Annotated in this window: 1 protein-coding gene; it reads right to left on the reverse strand. The window is 49.5% G+C overall.

Features of this window, described 5'->3' with window-relative positions; all coding sequences use genetic code 11:
• On the reverse strand, window positions 1-220 hold a 220-nt coding region (locus A3712_RS16965; RefSeq protein ID WP_443083602.1), incomplete at both ends, for an ABC transporter permease subunit.

Genomic DNA, 220 nt, shown 5'->3' on the forward strand with positions numbered 1-220 from the left:
AATGCGTCTGCTGTGTCCGTAAAGCCTGTTGAGATAGGGCGACCGTCGGTGTAAACCATGGTTACACCACGAAGTAGTGTCATGGTTACTAGCGTTGCGATGAAGGCTTGACCCTTACCCTTAGCTATAATCACACCACTAATAGCACCTAATGCTGCACCAGCTACTAGAGCCGTTGGTACTGCGATCATCACAGGGATTTCCATGCCAATCATGCTGG

Source organism: Vibrio sp. HI00D65 (assembly GCF_001635455.1).
Lineage (GTDB): Bacteria > Pseudomonadota > Gammaproteobacteria > Enterobacterales > Vibrionaceae > Vibrio.